General features: G+C 50.2%; 15 protein-coding genes and 1 pseudogene. 7 read left to right on the forward strand and 9 right to left on the reverse strand.

All coding sequences use genetic code 11. The features are described 5' to 3' along the window. Positions 1 to 139, forward strand: a pseudogene (locus tag HOM51_06440) (IS3 family transposase). Positions 140 to 527: 388 nt separating this feature from the next. Next, the gene (locus HOM51_06445; protein MBT5034145.1) at positions 528 to 740 is read left to right on the forward strand and encodes a hypothetical protein; all 213 of its coding nucleotides are present in this window, start codon (positions 528 to 530) and stop codon (positions 738 to 740) included. Between the two features lie 8 nt (positions 741 to 748). Here HOM51_06445 and HOM51_06450 read toward each other — a convergent pair whose 3' ends face one another. Further along, positions 749 to 2,341, reverse strand: a complete 1,593-nt coding sequence (locus HOM51_06450) for a hypothetical protein (protein ID MBT5034146.1) — start codon at positions 2,339 to 2,341, stop codon at positions 749 to 751. Positions 2,342 to 2,558: 217 nt separating this feature from the next. Between HOM51_06450 and HOM51_06455 the strand changes: the two genes are divergently transcribed. Genes HOM51_06455 through HOM51_06465 form a run of 3 tightly spaced genes read left to right on the forward strand, consistent with a single transcriptional unit; the run spans position 2,559 to position 4,475 of the window. Further along, complete coding sequence (locus HOM51_06455) at positions 2,559 to 2,993, forward strand: response regulator (protein ID MBT5034147.1); 435 nt, start codon at positions 2,559 to 2,561, stop codon at positions 2,991 to 2,993. Between the two features lie 12 nt (positions 2,994 to 3,005). Beyond that, a complete protein-coding gene (locus HOM51_06460) occupies positions 3,006 to 4,052 on the forward strand; it encodes a response regulator (protein MBT5034148.1) in 1,047 nt (348 codons plus the stop codon). Positions 4,053 to 4,070: 18 nt separating this feature from the next. Next, positions 4,071 to 4,475, forward strand: a complete 405-nt coding sequence (locus tag HOM51_06465) for a response regulator (GenBank protein MBT5034149.1) — start codon at positions 4,071 to 4,073, stop codon at positions 4,473 to 4,475. A 152-nt stretch (positions 4,476 to 4,627) separates the two neighbouring features. Here HOM51_06465 and HOM51_06470 read toward each other — a convergent pair whose 3' ends face one another. The 3 genes from HOM51_06470 to HOM51_06480 are packed head-to-tail and all read right to left on the reverse strand — an operon-like array spanning position 4,628 to position 8,156. Continuing rightward, positions 4,628 to 5,689, reverse strand: a complete 1,062-nt coding sequence (locus tag HOM51_06470; protein ID MBT5034150.1) for an isocitrate/isopropylmalate dehydrogenase family protein — start codon at positions 5,687 to 5,689, stop codon at positions 4,628 to 4,630. 14 nt (positions 5,690 to 5,703) lie between these two features. Then, the gene (locus HOM51_06475) at positions 5,704 to 6,903 is read right to left on the reverse strand and encodes an acyl-CoA/acyl-ACP dehydrogenase (protein ID MBT5034151.1); all 1,200 of its coding nucleotides are present in this window, start codon (positions 6,901 to 6,903) and stop codon (positions 5,704 to 5,706) included. Positions 6,904 to 6,941: 38 nt separating this feature from the next. Next, positions 6,942 to 8,156: a hypothetical protein gene (locus HOM51_06480; GenBank protein MBT5034152.1), complete on the reverse strand. Its 1,215-nt coding sequence runs from the start codon at positions 8,154 to 8,156 to the stop codon at positions 6,942 to 6,944. A gap of 400 nt (positions 8,157 to 8,556) precedes the next feature. On the opposite strand from HOM51_06480, the gene HOM51_06485 reads away from it, so the two are divergent. Further along, positions 8,557 to 10,581 carry a methyl-accepting chemotaxis protein gene (locus HOM51_06485; GenBank protein MBT5034153.1) on the forward strand — a complete coding sequence of 675 codons (2,025 nt, stop codon included), beginning with the start codon at positions 8,557 to 8,559 and terminating at the stop codon, positions 10,579 to 10,581. Between the two features lie 57 nt (positions 10,582 to 10,638). Here HOM51_06485 and HOM51_06490 read toward each other — a convergent pair whose 3' ends face one another. Then, entirely contained in the window at positions 10,639 to 12,927 is a 2,289-nt protein-coding gene (locus HOM51_06490; GenBank protein MBT5034154.1) for an aconitate hydratase, read from the reverse strand. Positions 12,928 to 13,046: 119 nt separating this feature from the next. On the opposite strand from HOM51_06490, the gene HOM51_06495 reads away from it, so the two are divergent. Continuing rightward, complete coding sequence (locus tag HOM51_06495; GenBank protein MBT5034155.1) at positions 13,047 to 13,955, forward strand: LysR family transcriptional regulator; 909 nt, start codon at positions 13,047 to 13,049, stop codon at positions 13,953 to 13,955. Here the strand turns inward: HOM51_06495 and HOM51_06500 are convergent. From HOM51_06500 to groL, 4 genes are all read right to left on the reverse strand, one after another. Then, positions 13,952 to 14,707 (reverse strand): sulfite exporter TauE/SafE family protein, encoded by a 756-nt coding sequence (locus HOM51_06500; protein ID MBT5034156.1) that lies wholly within the window; start codon positions 14,705 to 14,707, stop codon positions 13,952 to 13,954. The genes HOM51_06495 and HOM51_06500 overlap by 4 nt on opposite strands. Before the next feature lie 12 nt (positions 14,708 to 14,719). Next, positions 14,720 to 15,544: a methyltransferase gene (locus HOM51_06505; GenBank protein ID MBT5034157.1), complete on the reverse strand. Its 825-nt coding sequence runs from the start codon at positions 15,542 to 15,544 to the stop codon at positions 14,720 to 14,722. A 75-nt stretch (positions 15,545 to 15,619) separates the two neighbouring features. Then, entirely contained in the window at positions 15,620 to 16,381 is a 762-nt protein-coding gene (locus tag HOM51_06510) for a hypothetical protein (protein MBT5034158.1), read from the reverse strand. A 124-nt stretch (positions 16,382 to 16,505) separates the two neighbouring features. After that, positions 16,506 to 17,745: chaperonin GroEL (groL, locus tag HOM51_06515; protein MBT5034159.1), on the reverse strand; the 1,240-nt coding region annotated here is incomplete at its 5' end.

A 17,745-nucleotide genomic window follows, 5' to 3' on the forward strand; every position in this document is an offset into this window, starting at 1 on the left:
TAAACGCAAAGCTGGCTTTTATGGTGGCAAACCAGCGGTTGTCGCTCCTAATCATTTAGCGCGGGCCTTCAATGTAGAGGTGCCGGATCAAGCCTGGGTGACTGATATAACCTATATCAGGACACATGAAGGTTGGCTGTAGCCGCTCGGACCTGTCCATCGTCGGAGAGGCCGATAGACGCTCCCCGAAGCCGTTCATTGTATGCTGAGACGTTAGCCCGCATTGCTTCCGTCTGGGGCGTCTCCGGGTAATTGATCAAATTTTTATCGCAATCTTTCAAACGAATTAATTCAAAAACTCCACTATGCTGCAGCAGCTCCGGGGAAAACCCAAATTCATCCTGAAGCCTGCCGATAAAGGGTTCATTGGCTTGACATCGAGATGTTCTGCCAATCCCCGAAATTCGATCATTAAATCCCGGAAAATTCTCAACGTACCCGAGGGCCGCCAGGCCATCGACAACCTTAACCAGTGACCGTGCCTTAACGCAGCCACCCAGCCAGATGTCCTGTTAGTTGATCTCAACATGCCGGATATGGGGGGTGCGGAGCTCCTTCGCCATTTAGCGGATCGGAACTATTCCGGAGCTATCGTTATTGTAAGTAGCGCTGATGAAGAAATCCTGCTCGTTGCCGAAGGGATAGCCAAGTATCGGCAAATGAATGTGCTCGGCCACATCACCAAACCCATCACGCAAGAAACTCTTACTGAAGTTCTTGGCAACCGAACAGGACTTTAAATTCGAGCTTAATAAACGTTATGGCCAAATAAGTTGGCGACATTATATTCCTTAAATTGTACAGGAATATCGGCTGCCGATGACACGAAGGGGGAACCAATTAACGACACCCCTAAACCAATCGCCATCGTAGAAATATTCTTCGACGGTATTCCAGCGGCATAGACTTGAAGACCGACAGAAGAAGCAGCGTTCACGAAATTCCCGATCAAATTTAGGGCTTGTTCGTCATTCACAGTTTTTTCGTCTAATGAGAACCCAACTAAATTAACGCCGATATGTTTAAGCTCTGAAAATTCCGGGTTTTCAATCTCCATGCGGATCACAACCGCGTCGCCGTATTGTTGAATTCCCATTACCAGTTCTTGTAACCGAGACCTGGGAATACCACGCGAAATTCCAATAATCTCAAAAACCAAATCTTTCTGCTGGTGTTTAGGAATTTTGCTGCAAGCTGCCTTATAGTCACCCCGGTAGTGGGCGGAGGCCAATGTTTGAAAATGGACCGGGATAATTAATTTGGCCCCGGCACCGAGAGAGCCCAAATATGTGGTCATCTTGAGGCCATTTGACAGGACCTCTAAATCTAAAGAAACATACGTTCCCTCATTTATGCCGCGTCCAACAGCCTCGTAACCGACAGCCAACCGTCCACTTGGAAGCTTCCGACTCGGCAACGCGACAAGATAACTGACTTTTTTTGATCCGGTATTCCACAGCGGTCTGTAAACATATTCCAGACCTTGGAGAGGCTTTAAAATAACTTCCTCACTAACTTGATCTGTTTTCCAGTTTGCTAACTTTGCATCAGCCTTCTTACTCGAAGTTTGCTGGCTTTCAGTGTCGTCCGTATCGTCTGCCCCTTCGTCGGTCTCTTCGACCCATTTGTTGTCCTTATCTTTAGCCGAGCCCTGATCTTCACTAAGAACCATGTCTTGATCCGGCTTCTTTCGTTTGGGCTCACTATTTTCTGAGGCCTTCTGAAGGCGATTGAACAATCCATCAACATCTTCAAGGGGGCGAAGCTCAATTTCATTCGAGACCGACGTAACAGCCGTTATGATCTGAACAAATTCCTGTTTAAAAACCCCTGAACTAACAACGTCGTCAGAATCGGAATTACCGAAAAGAACCTTGAATATTTCTTCGCGGATGAGAACACATTTTAAGGTCGCTTGGTCTTCCGTTAAATTGGCGAAGACAAGCAGATATCCTAGTTCGCCATAGGGACAAAACATGTCTTTTGCGCCAATGTGCTTTTTAATGGCACTCTCGACAATAAACTTAACCCGGTCACTCAAGCGGTCCCAATCCGACTTAAGGCGGTTCCGCAATTCATCTAATACCAAAACCTGAACTTTGCCTGCTACTGCTACTTCGCCCTTCTGAGAAAGGTTGTTTAAATGCAGTTCAAGTTTAGTGAGAGACGACAGTTCTTTTTGATCCGAGCTAACTTTGGACTCACTTCTTGCCGACTTAGATCTTTCGGGGCGCGCCTCCGTTACCTTTGACGGGCGTTTGTTTTTAGTCGCACTCGCCTTCTGATCTTTTCCAAAAACCAGCTGTGTGATCGCGCCAACTACTTTTTGAACCGAAGCCAATTTTCTCTCTCCTTAAATTTCACCCAAAATATACTAATTTGTGTACAATGGATGTGGCGCAAATATTAGAGGGTGTCCCACTTTATTTGTATTAATTTCACGAGCCTAGTATTCTGCTGACGGGCAGAGAGGCCAGCGATAATACCGCATCGTTCCTGTGGAGTGTTGCAGTTTTTTCTTCGGTGTACAAACCGGCGTGCTAGAAGAGGGGAGAATAATGAGCACCATTGATCTTGTTAAATTGCGAATTCTCGTGATTGATGATGAGCCGTTCATGCGCCAGTTGATCATTAGGGTTTTAAATGACCTTGGCATAAAGGACGTTGTCGAAGCCGAAGACGGACACAAGGGAATAACCGCCATTCTCCAGTCACGTAGACGCTTAGACATCATCATTTGCGATTTGGAAATGCCTGAGTTCAATGGCTTTCAGTTTGTCCAAAAACTCCGCACGCTTCCGAAGATCGAGCATAGAGACATCCCCGTTCTTGTGGTCACCGGACATAGCGACGAAGCCCATGTTCAAGATGCTGTAAATGCGGGAATTAACGGGTTCCTTGTTAAGCCTGTTTCAAAGCAAGCTCTAGAAAGCAGGTTGGTACTGGCACTGAACTCTCCTCAAATTGACCCCGACCGCCTAAAACAGTTCTGAGATACCTTTGAAATGACGAACCACGACGTGTCTTTGCTTGTTGTCGAAGACGAGCCCTTTAATCGCGGTCTTATCGTTCGGCATCTAAATGAAGAAGGATACGAAAACGTGGCCACGGCCGAAGACGGGCGCGAGGCTCTCGCATTGGTGACGAAACAAGCTTTTGATCTAATATTTCTTGATGTCAACATGCCGAAAATGGACGGTTATGCAGTACTAGAACATCTGAAGGCAGATATGCGTCTCAGAAATATACCGGTCATTATGATTTCCGCTGTCGAAGATATTTATAGCATTGTGAAATGTATCGAGTTGGGTGCCGAAGATTACCTTCCTAAACCCTTTAACCCGGTCTTACTGCGTGCCAGGGTGGGGGCGTCGTTGGAAAAGAAAGCAATGCGCGACCGCGAGGCATCTTTTCTAAATGAAATTAAAATGGCAAAAAAACGGTCTGATGAACTGCTAAACGTTATTCTGCCGTCCGCCGCTGCCAGTGAGTTAAAATCCAGCGGTCATGTCTATCCCCGTCGCTACGAGGGCGTGGCGCTGCTGTTCTGTGATATTGTCGGGTTTACGTCCTTTTGCGAAAGCCATTCACCGGAAGAGGTTGTAAACGGTCTCCAGAACTTAATTGAAAAATTCGAAAATATTTCAGACTCTCACGATATGGAAAAAATAAAGACCATCGGCGATGAGTTCATGGCGTCCGCAGGATTGCTACGCCCCTGTGGCGATCCACTTTTGTCAGCAGTTCGGGCAGGATTTGATATGATTGAAGCCGCCCGTGAGACGGCACCCAATTGGGAGGTTCGTATTGGTGTTCACTTAGGCCCCGTCGTTGCCGGTATTGTTGGCCATGATAAGTACCAATTTGATGTTTGGGGAAATACGGTAAACACCGCCGCACGCATGACCGGCCCTGGTAGACCGGGTACAATCACAATGACCTATGATTCTTGGATGCAGGTTCAAGATAACTGCGAAGGAAAATCTCTTGGTGGCATAGAGATCAAGGGCAAAGGAAGTGTGGAAGTCATCGAATGCACGGGGATGCGTTAAGATTAAGGGTTAATAGCAATGACCGAAGAAAATAATTTCAAGTCCATTAATATCCTTGTTGTGGAGGATGAAGAATTCTCCCAGCGCTTCGTCATGCGAATTTTAGAAAAATTAGGCGTCGGACGGATAATCACGGCAGGCGACGGTGCGGAAGCCCTGAATAAGTTGGCTGAGGATCCGAAAAATATTGACCTTGTCATCTGCGATATCGAAATGCCTGAAATGGACGGCTATGAATTCGTCCGTCGGGTGCGCTATGGCACCGTCCCCGAATACAAGAAGCTGCCGATCCTAATTCTGACGGGCAAGGACACCGACAGTAACGTTGAGAAAGCGCGCATCCATAAGATCGACGGCTTCATCGTCAAACCGGCAACCTTAGAAGACTTAGACCGCCACATACGCCGTGTGATGGGGCTTTAGACACCGCCACGTCCTTCGAGACGACTGCGTTGCAGTCTCCTCAGGATGAAGATTTAATTTAATTTCAAAAAGATTCTTCATCCTGAGGAGCCACGCCAGCGGCGTCTCGAAGGACGCTCGGATGAGCAGGTTCGTTCACAAGTAGCGCAGCTTTAACTGCTGGCAACAGCCTCCGCGATTGCGTCGCCCATTTCCTGAGTACTGGCCGTTCCGCCAAGATCGCCGGTTAAGGTCTTTGCCTCAGCAATCACCTTTTCCATTGCGACGTCAATAAGATCAGCAGCCTGTGACGCCTTGGGTTCGTTATGCCGACGGCCGAGCCATTCAAACAGCATTTTTCCGGACATGATCATGGCGTAGGGATCTGCGATATTTTTCCCTGAAATATCGGGCGCAGATCCATGGGTCGCTTGCGACATGGCTTGGTTCTCGCCAACACATAGGCCAGGCGCAAGCCCGAGCCCACCAACAAGTCCAGCGCCCAAGTCTGTTAAGATGTCACCAAACTGATTGGTCGTGACCACGACATCAAAATGATCAGGATGCATCACCAGGTCAGCCGCGATCGTATCGATGTTCAGCTCGTTGTATTCGACATCTGGAAATTCGTCGGAAAGCTTGCGGCATTCTTCTGCAAACATCCCACAGGTCAGCCGATAGACGCCTTCCTTGTGAGCCGCGGTTACCTTCTTGCGTTCCCGTGTCTGGGCAATCTTAAAGGCTTCCAAGGCAACCCGGCGGGACCCCTTACGGGTAATGACCCGCGATCCGATGGAGATTTCATCATTAGGGCGAAACTCACCAGTCCCACTGACCGTCGTATCCCACGACTGCATGCCTTCAGTCACTTCGCGCAAGAAGACGATGTCGACACCTTTGTGAACGGAGGGAATATTCGGATAGGATTTAACCGGCTTCACGCTGGCATAAAGATCGAATAATTTCCGGATCGGCGGCATGATCCATGTCGGATCGTTTCTGGGATAGGCGCTGTGGCCAATCGGCCCGAGAATCCAACCGTCGGTTTCTTTCAAGGCCTCGACAGTGACATCCGGTGTCGTGTCGCCGTGTTTCTCATGTCCCTCTTTACCAATTGTCAGGTTAATCCACTCGACATCAAGCCCGGTGCGGGACGCTGCCGCAGTCAGGACTTTTACGGTTTCAGGGACAACTTCATAGCCGATATCATCGCCCGGCAAGACACCAATTTTCATTTCTTAGGAACCCTTCACTCAGCAGGTGGTTTAATCTTGGAGACCGCCTTCATGCGCAACACTGTATCGCCCGCCAGATGCGTCCAGACCATGGCGTCACGCACCAGCTTATCAACCCGCGCGTTCATCATGCAGCCTTCCGCACCATGGACTTCCATATTCAGTCGTGTCACCCGTTGGATCACATCCGTGGAATAGTTGACGGCAAGAACGCCTGTGGCAGAGCGCTGGCCCTGATCATGCTCCCAGGCAATCCGCATAACGAACGAACGCAAGGCTTCGGTCAGCATGCTCATCTCATTAATTTTGAGCTGCACCAATTGGTTATCGATAAGTGGCTTTCCGCCACGCTTTTGCGAATAAGCGTATTTGAGAGTCATCTCGATGGCGTCTTCACAGACCCCAATGGCGTTCGATGAAAGTTCCAGATCACCGAACAAGTCACCACCTGTGGTGTCGCCACCGCCGGCCTTAACCGATCCTGTGCCGACACTGCCGATGACATTTGCATGCGGCACGCGGGCATTTTCGAAAATCAGTTCCGCGTTCTGATAGAATCGCCAGCCGCGTTTGTTGAAAATCTTGCCAATGCGAAACCCAGGTGTGCTCTTGGGGACTAAGAAAAGCGTACCGCCGACTTTAATATTTGCATTCGGGTCGGTCCGTGCATCGATAAAGAAAAGCGAGCCGACACTGCCATTGGCGATGAAACATTTTTCGCCGTTCAGAATCCATTCGTCGCCATCGCGTTCCGCATGAAGCCGGTACCCGGCCTTCTGATCAATTTCTGGTGGCATGCGGTTATCGGACCCTGCATTGGGTTCCGTAATCCCGCGCCCCATTACGTATCTATGGTCGGCAAGGAATGGTTTTAGAAACCGTTCTTTCTGATCATCGCTACACGCGTTCGCAATCAGGTGGCTCCATTTCCAATTCTGGCTGAAGGCCTTCGACATCGCGCTGTCACCCTTGGCGAGTTCGGCCATGACCAAAGCCTGGGTCACAAAGTCCGTGCCTTCGCCACCCCATTCCTTAGGAACGGCCATGGTGCGGAAACCGAGCTTCGAGCCTTTCTCGATGATATCCCAGTCCCACGGATCGAAAGGACCCGGGATCTGATCGCGTTTAATCGAAAGTGGTCGTATTTCATTCTTTGCAAATTCACGCGCTTTCATTTGCCAAGCGCGTTGTTCTTCATTCAGTGAAAAATCCATGAAAGGTCTCCGTCAGTCTCTCAATATAAATTTAATCGTTATGCCGCCCGTGAACGTTCGTATTCAACAATCACCTCAGCAATACGCAGCTTTGTGGCCAAATCATTGGTGTCGGAATGGGCCATGATGAATCCGTCATTGACGAATTTCTGCAGCGGCATGTCCCGCATGACCCCCATGGCACCAAAGCATTCAGCCGCTAAAAGTGTGACCTCGTGTACAGCCTCAGCCGTATAAACGCTGGCCATCGTATGCAAAGGTAAATCAGGAACGCTATGATCCGAGATGGCTTCTGGATGATCGGCTACCCAAGCTGCTTTCCAAATCATCGTGCGCGCGAGTTCCAACTTAATTGCCATATTCGCAATCATGTCGCCAATCGCCTGATGTTCAACGATCATGCGTCCGCCTTGGCGCCGCATCTTCGTGTAATCAACGGCAGTATCATAAGCCGCTTGACCCAGGCCCAAGTTAATGGCCGCCCGTTGCAGTTCAACCTGAACGGCGTAATCATTGGTGGCACCAGGGTTCTGAATTTCGTTATCCAGCGGCACCTTACAACCCGTAAAGTCAACCTGTGCGCCACAGCCATGATGCCACTGAACGGTTCCTTCGCCGAAAGGTCCTGCTGCTTCGTGGATCGTTAGGCCGGAGGTATCACTGGGCACCAGTAATGCACTCAACCCCGCATCCGTCTGCACTTGAATAATCAGAAGCTTGGCAATCGGTGCATTTGCAACAAAGCCAATTGATCCGTCGATGACCCATCCGTCGCCTTCTTTGGTGGCTTTCGGCTGCGTGCCCGGCTCTTGGTGAAGGTCCTCATAGTAATTCCACCCGACCAACGCATTCGCATCCTGACCTGCATACGCAAGGTGGAACTGCTCGTTTTCTACAAATTGAGAAAGAAATATTTCGCGTTGGGACGCCGACGCCCACTTGTCGAACAGAAGTTGTCCAAGTAACGCGGTTTGTCCCAGTGCCGTGGCAATATCAATATCACCCGCCGCCAGTTCTTCGAGAACGATACAAGATGTCATCGTGTCGGTGCCGACGCCGTCATTTTCTTCCGAAAGCGTCAAAGTCCTTAGGCCCAATTCAGAAACCGAATTCAGCAAGTCCATCATCAACGGTTTTTCAAAAGGTTCCAAACGTGCAGGCAGAATGGCGGCCTCTTTAATTTCGTTTGCCGCGAAACTGCGCACGGTATCGCGAAACTCAATCTGTTCCGCCGTGAGGTGCAAATTATACATGGTGATCAACCTTCCCAATGATCAGAATTTTTGAGGTGTGACCGTTATAATCAATAATCCGCAGGAAACCAGACCCTTGCGCGCTTCTAGTTCGTTTTGAACCAAGAATTTTTGATTTTCAATTTTGGAAATTCACGCAAGGAAATACTAATAACCAATACAAATAATATACACGTAGATAATCCTACAAACACAAAACTTTACATCCTCCCGCTGAAACAAAAGATAATATTTCCCCGAATTCGCGGAAATATTGCGGAAATAATAGCCGCCTATGTTCGCGTTCAATATTTAGTGGCCTGAAGAACACTCTCAGGTGCATGCGGCGTAAGTTTTCTCTTAATTACTATCGAATTTCGACTTCTTTTAAACAACCAACTGATTCTAAGGAACTATTAAAATGTCTGATCAAGAAACCGACGTCGTCTCGGACGCCGTCACGAACACTGGTACTGGCGACAAGACTTTCCTCGGGAACATCGGAATTTCCTGGCGAATTGGATTTTTAATCGCGCTCGGCGTCGTTGCATTGGGAATCACAGAAATCATTAACATCTACGGCGAGAAAAAAGTTGCACATGCCGTCGCGCGGGAAGAAGCCTTCAGCCGCGTCGAAATTGGCGTTCTTGAATCCGACAAAGGTGCCCTGATGATGCGCCGCCGTGAAAAGGATTTCATTATTCGGAAGAATATGAAGTACATCAAAAGCTACGCCAAGGACCACGGACGGGCGATTGCAACCTTGAAAGAGATTAGAGCCATTCCTGAGGCCGCAGGTGCTGTCAAAAGTATCGACGGGGTCATTGGAAAGCTGAACGAACATAAAGTGCAAATTCTGAAGGTTGCGGACAAAACCAAACAACTGGGGCTAAACGAAAAGTCCGGTTTAAAAGGCAGCTTGCGGAAGGCCGTGCACGGCGTTGAAACAAAGCTGAAAGCAATGAAGCTTGATGCCTTAACCGTCAAGATGCTGATGATGCGCCGCCATGAAAAAGACTTCATGATGCGTGGTGCCAAAAAATACTTGGGCCGAATTGTAAAACGACGGACCGAATTTGACGCCATTTTGGCAAAGACGACAGTTTCAGCTAAGGATAAAAAAGAACTAACGTCCTTGATGGATAGCTATCAGTCAGAGATGAAAAAGTTCGGTGCGCTTAGCCTGTCAATGATCCCCGACGTTAAACGTCTCAGCGCCATCTACAAAGAAATGGGGCCAGCCAGCAAGGCGCTTCATAAATTTGCGAAAGAAGGACTGGAGCGCTCGGTACAAGAAGCCCATGCGATTGGGAAAACTGTGGGCACATTGCTAATCGTCACTTTCTTAGTTGCCGTCGGCCTTTTGCTTGGCTTGGGCGTCCTGGTGATGCGGTCGATTACACGGCCCATGGCAAATATTTCTGAAGTAACATCGCAACTGGCGAACGGTCAACGGGACGTTGAGGTTCCAGCGACTGAGAATAAAGACGAAGTCGGCACTCTCGCCCGCGCTTTGCTTGTCTTTAAAGAAAACTTGGCCGAAACCGAACGCCTTAAAGTCGAACAAGAAGAATCTGAGAAACGTTCTGTTGAAGTACAGCGCACAGCAAGCCTGGATATGGCAAATCGGTTCGAAGCATCCATCGGCGGCATTGTTACTGCAGTCTCTGGTGCTGCAACCCAGATGCAGTCTTCTTCGCAATCGATGTCTGCAACTGCGGAACAGACGACCAGTCAAGCTGGTATGGTGGCAGAAGCCGCTGAACGTGCATCTTCAAATGTTCAAACGGTCGCGACGGCAGCGGAAGAGCTCTCTTCCTCGATAAATGAAATCTCCCGCCAAGTTGCAGAATCCGCCAATGTTGCCGGAGGTGCAGTCACCGAAGCAGGACGGGTGAACGAACAAGTTCTAGGATTGGCAGAAGCGGCCAATAAGATCGGTGAGGTTGTCGGCCTGATTTCTGACATTGCCGAACAAACAAACCTCCTAGCGCTGAACGCAACCATCGAAGCTGCAAGAGCTGGCGACGCCGGCAAAGGATTCGCGGTTGTTGCGAGCGAAGTTAAAAACTTGGCCAATCAGACGGCGAAAGCGACCGAAGAAATCTCCGGCCAAATTGGTGCGATCCAGTCTGCAACTCAAGATGCGGTAGGTGCCATTGGCAACATTACTGGCACCATCGGTCAGATCAATGAGATCGCCTCCAGCATCGCCTCTGCCGTCGAAGAACAAGGCGCTGCAACCAACGAAATTGCCCGCAACGTTCAAGAAGCCGCGGGCGGCACGGAAGAGGTAACGACGAACATTTCCGGTGTCAGTCAAGCTGCAACGGAAAACGGAAGCTCCGCTCAAGAGTTACTGGGTGCTTCCAATGAATTGTCCGAACAGGCTGAAAGCCTAAGCAGTGAAGTGAATACTTTCCTGGCCGATATTCGGGCAGCCTAACACCTTAACTCTTCGAACGCCTCCCGGAGTAAATTCCGGGAGGCGTTTTTTTATGTCTTAACTCTTGTTCGTTTTATCACGCACCAAATTCAATGCCGAGCCCGCGCGAAACCACTCAAGCTGAGAGTCGCTGAACGAGTGGCTAAGCCATATAACTTCATGGGTTCCGTTGGCGTGCGTAATTCGGCATTCAACCGGCTGGTTAGGGGATAGTTCAGACAAGCCAACAAGACCAATTCGGTCGTCTTCTTGGATACGCTCATAGTCATCTGGCTCCTTAAATGTCAGCGCCAACAGACCTTGCTTCTTTAGATTAGATTCGTGAATGCGGGCGAAGCTTCTGGCGATGACCGCGACGCCGCCCAAGAGCCTGGGCGATAAGGCCGCGTGTTCACGGCTGCTGCCTTCGCCATAATTTTGGTCGCCTATAATAATCCACTTCACGTTTTGGGATTGATAATGACGCGCAGCTTTAGAAAATGCCTGACCCTTTTCGCCCGTCAGCACGTTTAATCCTTTGCCCACCTCCCCTGTGAAAGCGTTGTTCCCTCCCATCAATAAGTTATCGCTGAAGCGGTCGAGGTGTCCCCTCAGTGAAAGCCACGGGCCAGCAGGAGAGATTTGATCCGTTGTTGTCTTACCCTTTGCTTTCACCAAAACAGGCATCTCTACAAAATCGCTTCCGTCCCAAGGTTTCCAAGGGATCATTACTTGCAGACGTTCGCTTGTCGGATCAACCTTGACCTCGATAGCGGAGCCATCTTCTGGCGGCGCTATGTATGTCGACTGCCCCCGGTCAAAACCGTTGGCGGGTACTTCAGGCGCAGGGCGGGGCGGCGATAAGTGAAAACTTTTGCCATTTGTATCGGTGAGCGCATCGGTAAGCGGATTGAAAGAAAGACGCCCGGCAAGGGCAAACGCCGTCACAATTTCCGGACTGGCAATAAAATTCATTGTCGTCGCTTGTCCGTCATTCCTGGCAGGGAAATTCCGATTGTAAGATGTGACGATGGTGTTGGGCATGCCGGCCATCGCCTTCGCCCGCTTCCATTGCCCGATGCAGGGCCCACACGCGTTCGCCAGCACTGTTCCGTTAAAATTTGTCAGTGACGCCATTTGGCCATCACGATCAATGGTCGCCCGGACTTGCTCTGACCCTGGAGTCACGAGAAAGGGCACGGACGTGGTTAGTCCACGCGCTTTGGCCTGCTCAGCAATATCGGCCGCCCGGCTCATGTCTTCATACGAAGAATTCGTGCAGCTGCCCATCAAGGCCACGGAAATATCCTCGACAAATCCGTTGGCGGGATCGGCTATTTCTTTGGCTAAAGATGAAATAGGTCGCGCACGATCCGGCGAGTGCGGTCCAACTACATAGGGCTCCAGCGTCGTTAAATCGAGTTCGATCACTTGGTCGTAATGCGCTTCAGGATCACTCACGACCTCCCGATCCGGTGTCAGCAAATCACGTGATCGTTCGATAATCGGCACCAGTTCTTCACGGTGGGTCGCCCGCAAATACTTTGCCATGCGTTCATCATAGGGGAACATTGAAGTCGTTGCTCCAAGCTCTGCACCCATGTTGGTAATTGTGGCTTTGCCGGTGGCACTAATTGTCTCAGTCCCCGGGCCAATGTATTCGACAATCGCATTAGTCGCCCCAGAGACGCCGAGCTTTCCGGCGACGTAGAGAATAATATCTTTCGGCGCCGTCCAGCCGTTTAACTGGCCAGTTAGGTAGACCGCAATTCGGCGCGGGTACAACAGCTCCCACGGCAGGCCTGAGATTACTTCGACAGCGTCTGCGCCACCCACCCCGACCGCGCACGCACCAAGGCCACCTGCATTTGGTGTATGTGAATCCGTGCCGATGATCATGGCCCCCGGGAAAGCGTAATTTTCAAGATTTACCTGATGAATAATCCCGGCACCTGGGGCCCAAAATCCGGCGCCATAACGAGCCGCGACAGATCGCAGAAAATTATAAATTTCCTGATTTTCCGAAACTGAGTCTTCCAAGTCCTGTGCACCATTGCCCCGTGCCTGGATCAAGTGGTCGCAATGGATAGTCGTTGGCACGGCCACCCGCTCAAGTCCCGTTTGCATGAATTGCAGCATCCCGGTTTGGCCCAGCACGTCTTGGAACGCGACACGGTCGGGACGTAGCGACAAGTAACTTTTTCCGGGTTCTAAACCTTGGGTCTCAGGCGCATCCAAATGGCCCAGCACAATTTTTTCAGCAAGGGTCAACGGGCGGCCAAGTCGGTCGCGCACAATATCTTGATTTCGTGCCATCGTCTTAAAAACGTTAGCGACAAGTTCAGGTGTTGAGTCAACGGCAGTCATTTTAAGTCCTCCTAGGTATCTAATTTTTTTACGCAATTTTGCGTTGGCGAGACTGTACGCCGCCATTTTCATATTTTAAATATCTGGTTTTATCAAAATCCATATGTTAAATATATGGTATGGAATTAAGACATCTTCGATATTTTTTGGCGGTAGCCGAGGAAGGTCACATCACCCGGGCCGCCGAGCGCCTTGGCATTCAGCAACCGCCCTTGAGTCAGCAAATTAAGGCTCTGGAGGCGGAATTGGACGTCCAACTCTTCCGCCGAAAACCGCGGGGTGTAGAGTTAACTGACGCGGGCCGGTCATTTTTGGCCGACACCCAGATCATCTTGGCTCAGGTCTCAAAAGCCCGCGCCAAGGCGGAACGAACGGCGCGTGGCGAACAGGGAACCGTCGTCGTCGGCTTTACCAGTTCTGCGCCGTTTCATCCTTTTGTGCCCGATATCATTCGAAAATTCCGCGAGCGCTACCCCCGGGTGAACCTGGTCCTGGAAGAAGCTGGGACCAGTGAGCTGGTTGCCGGGCTCCGGTCTGAAGAATTCGACGCCGCGTTTATTCGCTCTCCTGTATCAGACTCCCAAGGGCTGGCCGTCTATGAATTGCTGGAAGAGCAAATGTTCGCGGCCCTGCCAAACGATCACCCGCTGGCACCCCCAAACATTGAGGCCGAAAACAAACCGTTGGAAATTGCCGAACTGGCGGCTGAACCTTTTATTCTTTATCGGCGGAGAACCGGTCCTGGCTTTTACGATTCCATTATTGCCGCGTGTCACAAGGGCGGGTTCACACCGCAAATTACCCAGGAGGCACCGCGCATTCTCTCGACGTTGAACCTAGTTGCTGCCGGGCTTGGTGTGTCACTGGTGCCAGAGTCTTTGCGTCAGTTGCAAATGACCGGGGTCGCCTATCGCTCGCTCTCGCCAAATTCCCAATTGATGGCGCCGCTCAACTTAGCGTGCAGGTCGGTCGATCATTCCTCTGCAGCGCGCCATTTCGTCGAGATGGTTCGTCACGCGGCTCATTAAACTATGTAAGAATTTGCGGCTCCCCAGGTGATATAGAAACCTAACACCAACAGTGCCCCAAACATCACCTTGCGGAATAATTTTTCTGATAATCTTTTGCGAATTTTTTGGCCGACTGCCATGCCAATAACTGCTGGCACCACAGCGGCCGCTGATAACAGACCCAAGTTCAACGGTAATAATTCATGCCGCTGCAACGCCAAGCCCAGAATAAGCGTCGCAACCGTAAACCAAGTTCCCATGAGTTGAATTAAAAAATCACGGGGCAGGGCAAGGGCTTGAAAATAGGGCACCGCTGGCAAAGTGAATGACCCAGTCAAACCGCTCAACACACCGCTCATTGATCCCATGACAAATGAAATTCCGCGTTCACTCGGTCCCAGTTTTGGCAGGCTTGGCCCGAATAAGCCATACCCCGCATAGACCACTACGGACACCCCCAGCAATCCAGACAGAAGGGCTGCATCGGTCATTTCAATCAATCCAACGGCAAACCAAGTACACACCGCGCCGCTCAACAGAAACAACCAAAACCGCCTAAATATTTCGCGGTGCGCGCCACCAACACAGGCTTGCCAAAAGTTTGTCACAAATGAAGGGACAAGCAGAAGTACCATCGCATCGCCAAGCCCCTGCATCGCAGTTAATGCAGCCAAGGCTATTGTCGGCAACCCCATGCCAATGACGCCCTTCACCATCCCAGCAACGATAAATGTTGCCGCGACGATTAAGACAAGTTCAGTCGGCCACATGCCTCCCGTCACTTAGTTCGGCGCGAAGAACGCAAGCGTACGCATCTCTATGCTTTCGCGAGGCGGTGCACCTGCTGGCGTTGTCGGATCATTGAAAGATGTATGCGCGGTATAGCGCGCCCGGCCATCTGTTTCCGATTCATAGACCTTAAACACAATGGCTTCATTTCGCGTCATGTTCGGAAAGTAAAACCATTCGTGATCCGGGTTATGGGTAATCTGATAAGTCTGTCCCACCCGGTCGGGATACCGCCGTTCCGATACGATCAAGTCTGAGGTCTCAAGGCTACGAGAATCAGCAATCGCCAGTGGGTTCGTCTTCAAAACATCTTGAATGGGGCGCCACACCTGGACGATGGCAAACCGATGCTTGAGAAGTTCATCAGCTTCATCCGGTGGCAACAAATCGCGAACCCGTTGCGGGCCTGACCAATCCGTATAATCGTTATGAACTCTCAGAACCGGTTCACGCACTTGGTGCGCCAATTGTTTTTCTTCGTCCCCAATGCGAACCGTATGATCGAAGATCACGACCCGAGATGCGCCCGTTTGGTCTTTGATGAGTTGTTCAACCTCTGGGTAATAAACCGACTTAATTTCGTCCTCATCTAAAAAGTTTTTTACCTGGGTTTCATGATCAACCAGCTCAAATCCGTGAACCTCCAGTGAGAATTGATCACGGACTTTGCGGCCATCGCTGATCGCCATCTTATGACTGGAAAAGGTGCCAGTATATTTTCGTTCGACATTGCCTTCGCCAAATGTTTCGTTGACTGGTTTTACACCTGTATCAACGCAATAGGTCAGATCGGCTTCAACGGTTCCTTGCTCAGGCATGGGATCGCTCCTTTGATCGAATGAATTCTTTGGCAACATGTAACCCGACAATCCGATTTGCGCAACTTTTGGCGTCTACCATTTGGTAAGCAGGCTCTGATGTCCCTTGTTTCGGTCATAGGCTGCTTGAACTGGTGATATTATCTTCGACACATGCTCAGTTTTTTGCGCCCGGCAGGCGATGTACGCCTTATTTAATTCAGATGTATACATTCCTGGGTCGAAGCTAAATTCATCAAAGGTGTAAGGCAGCGCCTCGACGTTTACTTTTTGATTATGACGCCAGTTGGAAGAATAGCGCACAACGTAAAATTCCAAATCATCGAACCCATTCGCCCGATAGAAATCATTAAAAAAATTGATCGAAAAGTTATAAAACCCGTGATTGAAAGCATCGAGTGGCGATCCGTGCGAGACCACACCTCCAACCTTAACCATCCGGGCAACGTTACTGATCGCGGTTTTAATATCAAAGATATGTTCGAGGGTGCCGTTTTCGAACACAAAATCGAAACAATTATGCAGCGCCTCAGGCACCGGCGTGTTCATGTCGTGAATAATAGTGGCACCTTCGGAATCATCAAAATCCAAATCGTCGTACTTTTTAAATCCCAATAGTTCGAAGAATTCCTTACTGCTAAATCTGCCCCCCATAGAACGAATTTGTTCCAAAATGGCACCATCATATTCCTGATTGCGCTGATTTAGGTTTGTAAGAAGGTCATCAACATCCCAGCCTATGCTCATCCGTGAAAGACTAAGCATGTTTGCCCGCGATGGCACGGTCGGCAAAATCTTATCGATCAAAAATAAACCGTAACCCGCGAGCATCGCCATGAACATCTCCTTGGTACACACTTAGATCATAACCCGGCTCACGACAAAAAAAAGGGGCTGCCCCGAAGGACAGCCCCAATTTTTGATCTTAACGACCAAGTTATCAGGCAGGCTAGCGGGGAAATTACATTCCCATGCCGCCCATACCGCCCATGTCAGGCATGGCCGGGCCAGCACCCTTGTCGTCAGGCTTTTCAGCGACCATAGCTTCGGTCGTGATCAGAAGACCCGCAACGGAAGCAGCGTCTTGCAACGCGGTCCGAACAACCTTAGCAGGATCGATGATGCCAGATTTGACCAGATCGGTGTACTCACCGGCTTGAGCATCAAAGCCAAAGGTTGCGCCCTTGCCTTCAAGTACCTTGCCAGCGATAACCGCGCCGTCGAAACCAGCATTCTCAGCGATCTGACGGATCGGAGATTGCAACGCACGACGGACAATATCGATACCAACGCTTTGATCGTTGTTGGCACCTTCTAGCTTCGCCAAGATCTTGGTGGAGTGCAGCAGAGCCGTTCCGCCACCTGGAACCACGCCTTCTTCAACAGCAGCGCGGGTCGCGTTCAGGGCATCGTCTACCCGGTCTTTTTTCTCTTTAACTTCGATTTCAGTTGCACCACCGACGCGAATAACGGCAACGCCACCAGCCAACTTGGCCAGACGCTCTTGCAGTTTTTCTTTGTCGTATTCGGAAGAAGTTTCATCGATCTGCTTACGGATCATGTTGCAGCGCGATGAAATGGCGTTCTTGGAAGCCGCCCCTTCAACGATGGTGGTGTCGTCCTTGGTGATGGAAACTTTTTTGGCCGTTCCCAACATGGTCAGGTCAACGTTTTCCAATTTGATGCCAAGGTCTTCGCTGATGACTTGACCATCGGTAAGAATGGCGATGTCAGCCAGCATGGCTTTCCGGCGGTCGCCAAAGCCAGGAGCTTTAACGGCAGCAATTTTCAATCCGCCACGAAGTTTATTAACAACCAAGGTTGCCAATGCTTCGCCTTCGATGTCTTCGGCGATGATCATCAAAGGACGGCTGGACTGCATGACTGTTTCCAGAACCGGCAGAAGCGGCTGAAGCGTGGACAACTTAGCTTCGTGGATCAGGATGTACGGATTTTCCAACTCACAAGTCATCTTGTCTGCATTGGTTACGAAGTAAGGCGACGTGTAACCCCGGTCGAACTGCATGCCTTCGACGACATCAAGTTCGGAGTCGAGACTCTTGGCTTCTTCAACCGTGATGACGCCTTCGTTGCCGACTTTTTCCATAGCATTGGCGATCATGCCGCCGATGGAGGTGTCGCCATTTGAAGAAATGGTGCCGACTTGGGCAACTTCTTCGCTGGTTTTAACTTTCTTGGAA

Source organism: Rhodospirillaceae bacterium, from assembly GCA_018660465.1.
Classification (GTDB): Bacteria; Pseudomonadota; Alphaproteobacteria; order Rhodospirillales; family JABJKH01; genus JABJKH01.

Bases quoted from the DNA above. Each gene is read 5' to 3' on its own strand.
- HOM51_06460 (MBT5034148.1), top strand. From the start codon at position 3,006: ATGACGAACCACGACGTGTCTTTGCTTGTTGTCGAAGACGAGCCCTTT.
- HOM51_06475 (MBT5034151.1), bottom strand. From the start codon at position 6,903: ATGGATTTTTCACTGAATGAAGAACAACGCGCTTGGCAAATGAAAGCG.
- HOM51_06455 (MBT5034147.1), top strand. From the start codon at position 2,559: ATGAGCACCATTGATCTTGTTAAATTGCGAATTCTCGTGATTGATGAT.
- HOM51_06465 (MBT5034149.1), top strand. From the start codon at position 4,071: ATGACCGAAGAAAATAATTTCAAGTCCATTAATATCCTTGTTGTGGAG.
- HOM51_06500 (MBT5034156.1), bottom strand. From the start codon at position 14,707: ATGTGGCCGACTGAACTTGTCTTAATCGTCGCGGCAACATTTATCGTT.
- HOM51_06470 (MBT5034150.1), bottom strand. From the start codon at position 5,689: ATGAAAATTGGTGTCTTGCCGGGCGATGATATCGGCTATGAAGTTGTC.
- HOM51_06485 (MBT5034153.1), top strand. From the start codon at position 8,557: ATGTCTGATCAAGAAACCGACGTCGTCTCGGACGCCGTCACGAACACT.
- HOM51_06505 (MBT5034157.1), bottom strand. From the start codon at position 15,544: ATGCCTGAGCAAGGAACCGTTGAAGCCGATCTGACCTATTGCGTTGAT.
- HOM51_06510 (MBT5034158.1), bottom strand. From the start codon at position 16,381: ATGGCGATGCTCGCGGGTTACGGTTTATTTTTGATCGATAAGATTTTG.
- HOM51_06495 (MBT5034155.1), top strand. From the start codon at position 13,047: ATGGAATTAAGACATCTTCGATATTTTTTGGCGGTAGCCGAGGAAGGT.
- HOM51_06490 (MBT5034154.1), bottom strand. From the start codon at position 12,927: ATGACTGCCGTTGACTCAACACCTGAACTTGTCGCTAACGTTTTTAAG.
- HOM51_06480 (MBT5034152.1), bottom strand. From the start codon at position 8,156: ATGTATAATTTGCACCTCACGGCGGAACAGATTGAGTTTCGCGATACC.
- HOM51_06445 (MBT5034145.1), top strand. From the start codon at position 528: ATGCCGGATATGGGGGGTGCGGAGCTCCTTCGCCATTTAGCGGATCGG.